At 60.9% G+C, this 7,808-nt stretch carries 8 protein-coding genes and 2 pseudogenes; 6 read left to right on the top strand and 4 right to left on the bottom strand.

Annotation, left to right across the window (positions count from 1 at the left end; translation table 11 throughout):
- Positions 1-528 (top strand): annotated as a pseudogene (locus GOEFS_RS23575) (hypothetical protein); the annotation flags it as partial.
- Between the two features lie 766 nt (positions 529-1,294).
- On the opposite strand, the gene GOEFS_RS02110 reads toward GOEFS_RS23575, so the two are convergent.
- Together GOEFS_RS02110 and GOEFS_RS02105 are read right to left on the bottom strand one after the other, a co-directional pair.
- On the bottom strand, positions 1,295-1,708 hold the full coding sequence (locus tag GOEFS_RS02110) for a pyridoxamine 5'-phosphate oxidase family protein (RefSeq protein ID WP_007316220.1): 414 nt from the start codon (positions 1,706-1,708) through the stop codon (positions 1,295-1,297).
- Positions 1,709-2,022: 314 nt separating this feature from the next.
- Entirely contained in the window at positions 2,023-2,238 is a 216-nt protein-coding gene (locus GOEFS_RS02105) for a PLDc N-terminal domain-containing protein (protein ID WP_007316219.1), read from the bottom strand.
- A 433-nt stretch (positions 2,239-2,671) separates the two neighbouring features.
- On the opposite strand from GOEFS_RS02105, the gene GOEFS_RS02100 reads away from it, so the two are divergent.
- Complete coding sequence (locus tag GOEFS_RS02100; RefSeq protein WP_007316218.1) at positions 2,672-3,133, top strand: hypothetical protein; 462 nt, start codon at positions 2,672-2,674, stop codon at positions 3,131-3,133.
- Positions 3,134-3,213: 80 nt separating this feature from the next.
- Here the strand turns inward: GOEFS_RS02100 and GOEFS_RS02095 are convergent, their stop codons facing one another.
- A complete protein-coding gene (locus tag GOEFS_RS02095) occupies positions 3,214-3,444 on the bottom strand; it encodes a hypothetical protein (RefSeq protein WP_007316217.1) in 231 nt (76 codons plus the stop codon).
- 37 nt (positions 3,445-3,481) lie between these two features.
- On the bottom strand, positions 3,482-4,636 hold the full coding sequence (locus tag GOEFS_RS02090; protein WP_040524308.1) for a TetR/AcrR family transcriptional regulator: 1,155 nt from the start codon (positions 4,634-4,636) through the stop codon (positions 3,482-3,484).
- A gap of 91 nt (positions 4,637-4,727) precedes the next feature.
- On the opposite strand from GOEFS_RS02090, the gene GOEFS_RS02085 reads away from it, so the two are divergent.
- The 4 genes and pseudogenes from GOEFS_RS02085 to GOEFS_RS23730 all read left to right on the top strand — a co-directional run.
- Positions 4,728-5,885, top strand: a complete 1,158-nt coding sequence (locus GOEFS_RS02085) for an acyl-CoA dehydrogenase family protein (protein WP_007316215.1) — start codon at positions 4,728-4,730, stop codon at positions 5,883-5,885.
- Between the two features lie 37 nt (positions 5,886-5,922).
- On the top strand, positions 5,923-7,101 hold the full coding sequence (locus tag GOEFS_RS02080) for a winged helix DNA-binding domain-containing protein (protein ID WP_007316214.1): 1,179 nt from the start codon (positions 5,923-5,925) through the stop codon (positions 7,099-7,101).
- 196 nt (positions 7,102-7,297) lie between these two features.
- Complete coding sequence (locus GOEFS_RS02075) at positions 7,298-7,666, top strand: ArsR/SmtB family transcription factor (RefSeq protein ID WP_040524307.1); 369 nt, start codon at positions 7,298-7,300, stop codon at positions 7,664-7,666.
- Positions 7,663-7,808: pseudogene (locus tag GOEFS_RS23730) on the top strand (ACR3 family arsenite efflux transporter); the annotation flags it as partial. The gene GOEFS_RS02075 and the pseudogene GOEFS_RS23730, both read left to right, overlap by 4 nt.

Here is a 7,808-nt window from a genome sequence, read left to right as displayed (position 1 = left end):
GCAAAGTGGGTTAGTGCCCGCACCGGGCGTGCGGGGTCGCTGGCTGTGGGTGAGTCGTACTTCAGTCAACTGCGCAGCGGCGTCGCGGCCACGCCTTCGTTTCGCACGGTGGAAGCACTTGCAGCAGCGTTCGATGTCGATATCGCTTTCTTCACTGCCGACTTTCACCACCGCTTTGCGCACGCAACGATGACAGAACGGGTGTGGCGTGACCGCGCCGACCGCACCAACCACCACTACCTGCTCGCCCAGGCGATGACCGATCTTCCCCGGCAGCAACGAGACGACATCACCACCCTGATCGACCTCCTGCATCAGAAACAACACACCGTGCTCCCTCCCGCTCTGCCCGAACCATCCGCCCCACCCCCGCAACCGCAGCGGCTAGTGAGTGACCCCGCGATCGACATGTGGTTGCAAACTCACCATGCTTCTCTCGCCGATACTGAACGCGACCAGTTCGACCACGCCTGGCACGAGGTCACCACTCGCTACACCACACACACACCGAGCGCGACGCGGCACTGACTGCAACACTGCGCTTCCTGACTGGCCAAACAACCCCTGTCGACGCACAGGCCGCCCTCAAACGCGCGCGGGTTGAACTGAAAGCGGCCACCGCAGCCGCGCGTCAAATCGCAGCCTTGACTGAAGGTTCGTGAACACATTTTGAACACAAACGTGCCTAAATGAGCCGTACCAGGCCGTAAAGATCCCGAACGGTATCGCCAGGTCACCCGTACTATTTGACTTCTGACCTGCATCTATGCGTGTCGGTCGCGGTCGTTTCAATCCTGACAGGGGGCTCGCTACGCCCCTCACCTGCTCGCGCGGGTGGGGGGTGTTCTGGTTCTTCGCTGTCGGGATTCGTGCCGCGTAAGTCCTGTGCGGCATCGCTCAGCGCAGAGGCTACCGCGACGAGGTCGTCATCGACATAGTCAGTGCATGTGTCACGCGTCATGGCTGCTTGTATGCCCACGCATTCGTTGCACGGCCTACGTTATTGGCGCCCGTGCTGATGCGACAGTGCACCGATTCACGGCGCCACTGAGCCAAGAATCAGTAGACGCTGGGGTTTCCCATCCACCCGCGGTCTCGCGCGGGACGAATGTGCACGCACAGCATGATCGGCGGCGAACGTAAGTTGCGCTACTGGACGTGCCCCATTCAGATTCAGGGTCATGCGAATAGCTGGCGTGTCGCGTGCAATTGGTCGATCAAGTTGGCGTCTGGTCTCTACTCGGTCATGGGCCGTATCAGATCAGCCGGCGTCCGGCGCGCGAACCGATGCAAGTTACTCGTCGTAGGTCAGCGATCGCACTTTGTCTTTGTGGATGGTGATGACGATACTGCCGTCATTTGGGTTCGACTCTAGAAACTCGTCGCCGCCCTTCTCTCCCAGGTAACGTCGCGCAATCCGGCGCGCGGTCGAGTCATCCGCTGCCGCACTCGTCGTGTGGCCCTCGATCGTCACGTACGCATACGGCACTGTTTCTCGCTGCACCGTGAACGACGCCCGCCCGGCCTTGCTGATAAGCCTGGCCTTCAGCGAACCACCGTGAGTCCAGATGATCACATTGCCCGACTCGTCAACGTCGTACCAGATCGGCACGGCCAGTGGAGGCTTCGACTCCCTTTCAACAGACAACACGCCGACGTGGAGATCGCGAAGGAAGGCATCGGCGGCGGCAGCAGTCATCTCTGGCATAGTTCGATTCCTAACAGGTTTGCGCGCAGGGTGGTCAATCTCAACGCGGAATGCAACGCCAGTTTCATGTCTAACTATTCCCTCCGTACCACCGAATGAACGTCGTCTCGCGGAGCGCTCACTAATTGGTCTTCGGCGCGAGGTTCATCGCTCGATCGGATGCGAACCGATGGGCAGTCGGGGAAAGTCAGAACCTTCTACTGCACGTGTGGGACATCGCTCGCACTGGTCTTAGGGAGCAACCCGCGGGCACACGGCCCACGGAATGCAGCTTGAAGATCGACAGGTCCGCGTTCAGCGGTTCGACGACGCCATTACGCGGGCGATCGCCGGGTGTTGCGCTTCAGGGCTGCCAGCCAGAGGCAGGCGCCCACCAACGGCACAACCACGATCACTATTGCCCACCACAGCCGGTCGAAAAGTGACTTGTCGGAAGCACGTACAACACCGACCAAGGCATAGACGGTGAGCGCAACCCAACCAGCAGCGATCAGCAGAATCAACAAGTGGATCGGGTTCAAGGTGCCCATTCCGCGATCCTACCCAACAGGAAGAGGCGTCCAAATCACCCAACTTCCGCACATCGTTGTTGGCACTCTTGGGTCCACTAGGACCGGTCCTTCTGGGATTGGCCTTGTCGGCCAAGACGCAGTCGATGCAACAATTGATGTCTCGGGCGCGTCGCTCGATGACGTGCGTGCACGGATGGAAACAATCCATCGCCATCGGAGTGTCGTTGCCCGTGTGTGCATGGATGATCCGGTGATGGCTGCTATTCCTCGCGACGCCAGGCTGATTCGATATCCGGCGAACGGGCACGATCAACTATTCCGTTGAGTCATTCCATTAAATGACTGGGTAACAAATCACCTTAGGTGAGCGAAATACCGAGTGTTGCGCTGTCTATCGGGGCGTAGTTGAACTGGGCGGCGCACGGTCCCACACACCGACTCGAGGAGAAACGTGAAGACCACGAAAATAGCAGTTTCCGCGGCCGGCGCGCTGGCGCTGGCGCTCGGCTTGCCGACTCTTGCCGCCGCACCCGCATCCGCTGCGACGACCGTGTTGTGCTCGATGAATTACAGCAATCCGAATATCATCGGCGGGCTCGTACAGGGCACCACGACGGTCAGCGTTACGCCGGATGGTGCGGGCTCGATCACCCTGACGGTCAAGACCGATTCGCGGTCGGCCATCGGTTACAACCAGTATTTCAGCGGCTCGTGGGCGAATCTCGATACCGGCAAGAGCGGCGAGGTTGGTTACTCCACACGGCGTGTTGTCGGGAGCGACAACATCGTGACCATTCCTCACGTGACTACACTTCCGGGTCGGGTTACCTTCCAAGTCGGTGTCAGTAACAGCAGCACCGTGTCCACGGTGGGTTCCACTGGACAGTGCGGCAAAGAGATAGTCGTCAACTAGACGTCGAGTTCTCGGCTGGCAACGGCCCCGAATCGCTGAGTTCTGGAGCCGTTGTCAGCTGGCGAATTCACTAGAAATTGTCAGAATGCAACTATAAACAGCAGTCCCAGGATTGCTGCGAAGAATGCCGCTTCGATAGCGATAACCGCCAGGACTCGGAGATACTTATCCAGCGGGCTGAGCTTCCTATTGCGAAATGAGCGGATAAGCCCAAAGGGAAGAATGAGCATCGCAAACACGCATATCCAGATGCCGACCTCGGCAAGATAATTGTGGTCCGCGCCGTCCATAAGCGCATCAGCTATATTCATCGCCGCCCAGTTTCGTAAGTCGCGTTATTTCGAATGGCTATCCGCCTGACTTCAACACCGCCCAGCAGATCTCGGTCAGCCGGTTGGGTAGGTCAAGGCGTGACGCGATCTGCCCGGTGCGCGCTGCATCGTCGGCGACCGCTAGTGCGGCCGGAACGATTATTCGAGCCCGTGCGGGTGTGAGGTCTGGACGGGCATCGACGAGTGCCTGTGCCCAGAGCTTGAGATAATCGCGCTGTGCCTGTCGCGCACCTTTGCGCTGCGGGTCTGGAAGCTGGTGCAATTCGCCAGTCAAGACTCGCATCAGGTCTCGTTGCTCGACCGCGAAGGTAATGTGCGCGTGCAGAAGTCGCGCCAATCGATCGGTCGCGTTGTCGACTCCGGCCAGAGCCTCGACGACGCCGCGTCGACGATATTCACCTGCACGCGTTGCGATGGCGGCTAATACGTCGGCCTTACTTGGAAAGTGCTTGTAGAGGTTAGGTCCCGACGTCCCCGCGGCACGCCCGATGTCGTTGGTGCTCACCGCGGCATAGCCACGTTCCCCGAACAGTCGAATTGCCTGGGTCAGAAGAACTTCCCGGGTCGATAGCGATGATTCGTCGGGCGGGGTCAACTTCGGGGAGGCCGTGGTGGTACCCAGCTCGACATCACAAACCGCGCGCGCCGCAGACGCCAATTGACTCGCGAAGTCGTTGCGCGGCAACGACGATCGGTGCATGCCAGTGCTGCCGAACACGGCAATGATCGCCCACGCGAGCAGCGTGGCGTTGTCGGAGGAAAGTGTGGGACGTCGGTCGTTGACCATCGTGGCAAGAGCGCCTACGGCAGTCACCAATTCCGTTCCAAGCGCGATCCGGTCGGCCGCATCGAGATTTCCCGCTTCCCGCTGCCAGAGAATGGCAGCGTTCCGATCGGTGGCGGCTCCTAGCGATCCGATGGCGATTACCTCGTCGAGGTCGGAGGCTTCGGTGACGCGCCCGACCGCACCGACGCTCGCACTGACGACCTCTCTTAGAAGGTCGTACTTGTTGGCAAAATGCCGATAAAGCGAACTCGGCCCGACGTCAAGGGTGCCCGCGATGTCGGCCATCGATACCTGCGCGAATCCGTGGGCGGCGAACAGGCCGGACGCTGCCTGCACGATCTGCCGACGACGGTCCGGCGGGCGGCGACGTTGAGAAGGTCGCATTACCGAACTCTATCAATAGAACTGCTTGACAACAGCCACTATGGGCCGCAAAGTGAATCTCGAATAACCTTCGTCACGGATTGAGGCACCAATGAAGCGCACCATCTACTCCGAGGAACATGAGGCATTTCGGCAAACTGTTGCCGCCTTCATCGCGAAGGAGATCAGCCCGTTCTACAGCGAGTGGGAGCACAACGGCCGTGTTCCGCGCGAACTGCTCAAGAAGATGGGCGACCTCGGCGTGATGGGCTTTGATATCCCCGAAGAGTATGGCGGCGCCGGCGAGACCAGTTACAAATTCCAGGCGATCATGGACGAGGAAGCCGCTAAAGCGGCCGTCGCGTTCGGCCACTACAGCGTCACAACGGGAATCGTGGTGCCGTATCTGCTCAAGCTGGCCAACGACGAGCAGAAGAAGCGCTGGTTCCCCGGCATCGCATCGGGCGACATCTGCCTGTGTATCGCGATGACCGAGCCCGGCACCGGCAGTGACCTTGCTGGCATCAAGACCACCGCCAAGTTGACCGAAGACGGCACTCACTATGTGCTCAATGGCTCGAAGACGTTCATTACCGGCGCGCTGAATTCCGAACTGTGCGTTGTGGTTGCGCGTACGTCGCCGCCATCGGAGAGTAATCGTCGACTCGGTCTTAGCCTGATCGTCGTGCCAACCGACGCGCCGGGATTCGCCTATGGGCGCAAGCTCGAGAAAATTGGACTGAAAGCCAGCGATACCAACGAATTATCCTTCACCGACGTCATGGTTCCGGTGGAAAACCTTCTGGGAGAGCAGGATAAGGGATTCTTCTACCTGGGCCAGAATCTGCCGCGCGAGCGCCTGTCTATTGGCAACGCGGCCGCCGCAACCGCCTGGGCCGCAATCGGTTTCGCGAAAGACTATGTGCAGGAGCGGCTTGTCTTCGAGAAGCCGGTAGCCGCGTTCCAGAACACCAAATTCGTTCTGGCCGAATGTGCCGCCCAGGCTGACGCGATCCAGGCGTTGGTGGACAAAGGAATTGAACTCGACGACTCCGGCGAGCTCAGTGCCGCCGACGCCGCGCGAATCAAATTGTTCGCCACCGAGACCGCGGGCCAGATCATCGACAAATGCCTGCAGTTGCACGGCGGTTACGGCTACATGTGGGAGTACCCGATTGCTCGCCTGTACGCCAATACCCGAGTGAGCCGGATCTTCGGCGGCACCACCGAGGTGATGAAGACGATCATCGCCAAGGAATTGGGGTTGTAGGACGCTAGCTGTCCTAGCGGACCCCTATGATCGCCGCATGAGCCGCCCTAGGATCACCGACGATCAGCGTCGGGCCCGCCTCGTCAGCCGTCAACTGCTCAACGCTGAACATCAAGTCGACACGGTCGAGGCTGCGGCCGACGCGATGGTAGCTCTGCACGCGACGACGGCCTGGACGGTATATCTGTCAGCCTGGGCGCGGACGCGCGACTTCCACCGCGAATCGCTGACGTCGGCGCTCGGCGAGTCCAGAACCCTGGTCAAGCAACTTTGTATGAGGCGAACGCTCTTCGTGATGTCACGTGAGGTTCTGGCCGACGCGGTGTCGGCGACCGCCGCGCGGGTGACTGCCTCGGAGCGCACGAATATGCTGCGGGACCTGCGGCGCAGCCCCGACTTCGACGATCCGGAGGCCTGGATCGACGCCGCTCGTGCCGCAGTTCTGGCTGAACTCGACGGCGGCGCCGACCACACCGCTGCCGAGTTGCGCAAACGACTGCCCGCCCTCGATGGTCATATCGACTACAAGCCGGAGAAGTCCTACGGCGGCAGAATGGCGATGGCGCCGCGGATACTGAGCATGATGAGCGCCGCTGGCGAGATTGTGCGCGGGCCCAACGAGGGACAGTGGTACCAATCGCGACCGCGCTGGGCGGCGATGGCGCAATGGCTCGGCGAACCGCTAAACCTCGACGATGCGCACGCCGGCCATGTCGCCATGATTCGACGCTGGCTGGCCACATTTGGCCCGGGAACCGAAACCGACATCGTCTGGTGGTTGGGCTCAACCAAGACGGCGGTCCGAAAAGCGTTGGCGGACATCGAGGTAGCCGAAGTTGAACTCGATGGCGGGCAGGTTGGTTACGTGCTCGCCGATGACACCGTCGACGTCGAAGTATCCGATCCGCAGGCAGCGTTGTTGCCCGAGTTGGATCCGACGACGATGGGATACAAGGAACGCGACTTCTATCTCGGCCCGCATCGGGCGCAGCTATTCGACAGCAATGGCAACGGAGGTGCCACCGCATGGTGGGGCGGACGCATCGTCGGCGGGTGGCATCAAGATGACGAGGCACGAGTCCGACTGCATCTGTTGGAGAAGCTTCCCGCCAGTGCACGACGGTCGCTGGAGGACCGGGCCGCCGAACTGACCGAATGGCTCGATGGAACCCGGTTGAGGCCGGGGTATCCGGCACCGTTTCTGGGCAGCTTTTAGGTTTCGGACGGACTGGAGACTGCGTCGCCAGGCGCGCCGAGGGAAGTGTTCCCTTGTCTGGCGTCAGGTGGCGGGTTGGAGACTGCGTCGCCAGGCGTGCCAAGGGGAGCGTTCCCTCACCCCGACGTCGGGTTGCGGTTTTGAGCCGGACCGGCACGACTTGGCAGCCTGTATCGACATCTGTCAATATAGACAGATGTCGATACAGGCTGAGACGGGATGTTGTGCGCCGTTGGCGACAACCCCGCTATCCGACGTCCACGCGCAGCCGCTCGCGAAAATGTTCAAGGCCCTCGGCGATCCGGTCCGGCTGCGCCTATTGAGCCTTATCGCGAGCCACGTCGGCGCACAAGCGTGTGTCTGCGACATCTTGCCGGCCTTCGACCTCGCGCAGCCGACGATCTCCCATCACCTCAAGGTTCTTCGTGAGGCCGGCGTCCTGATTTCCGAGCGCCGCGGCACATGGGTGTACTACCGGGTGGTTCCTCAAGCGCTGCAACAACTCTCGTCGGTGTTGGTGATCGATCCGGTAGCGCCGGCCGACGGATCGGACTGCGAGACATGACTGACACAGCGCCCAACACCCCGGGAGCGGGCGTCGTCGCAAAGCTATCCACCCTGGATCGATTTCTCCCGGTGTGGATCGGCGTCGCAATGGCGGCCGGGCTTATGTTGGGCAGGCTGATTCCAGGGCTCGACGACGCGAT

Origin of the sequence: Gordonia effusa NBRC 100432 (assembly GCF_000241305.1) — a bacterium.
GTDB classification, from domain to species: domain Bacteria; phylum Actinomycetota; class Actinomycetes; order Mycobacteriales; family Mycobacteriaceae; genus Gordonia; species Gordonia effusa.
Note: the sequence above shows the minus strand (reverse complement) of the source record. Positions and strands in the feature narration are given on the sequence as shown.

Excerpts from the sequence above, each read along its gene's own strand:
- GOEFS_RS02090 (WP_040524308.1), bottom strand. The coding sequence starts at position 4,636 with ATGCGACCTTCTCAACGTCGCCGCCCGCCGGACCGTCGTCGGCAGATC.
- GOEFS_RS02085 (WP_007316215.1), top strand. The coding sequence starts at position 4,728 with ATGAAGCGCACCATCTACTCCGAGGAACATGAGGCATTTCGGCAAACT.
- GOEFS_RS02080 (WP_007316214.1), top strand. The coding sequence starts at position 5,923 with ATGAGCCGCCCTAGGATCACCGACGATCAGCGTCGGGCCCGCCTCGTC.
- GOEFS_RS02105 (WP_007316219.1), bottom strand. The coding sequence starts at position 2,238 with ATGGGCACCTTGAACCCGATCCACTTGTTGATTCTGCTGATCGCTGCT.
- GOEFS_RS02110 (WP_007316220.1), bottom strand. The coding sequence starts at position 1,708 with ATGCCAGAGATGACTGCTGCCGCCGCCGATGCCTTCCTTCGCGATCTC.
- GOEFS_RS02075 (WP_040524307.1), top strand. The coding sequence starts at position 7,298 with ATGTCGATACAGGCTGAGACGGGATGTTGTGCGCCGTTGGCGACAACC.
- GOEFS_RS02095 (WP_007316217.1), bottom strand. The coding sequence starts at position 3,444 with ATGAATATAGCTGATGCGCTTATGGACGGCGCGGACCACAATTATCTT.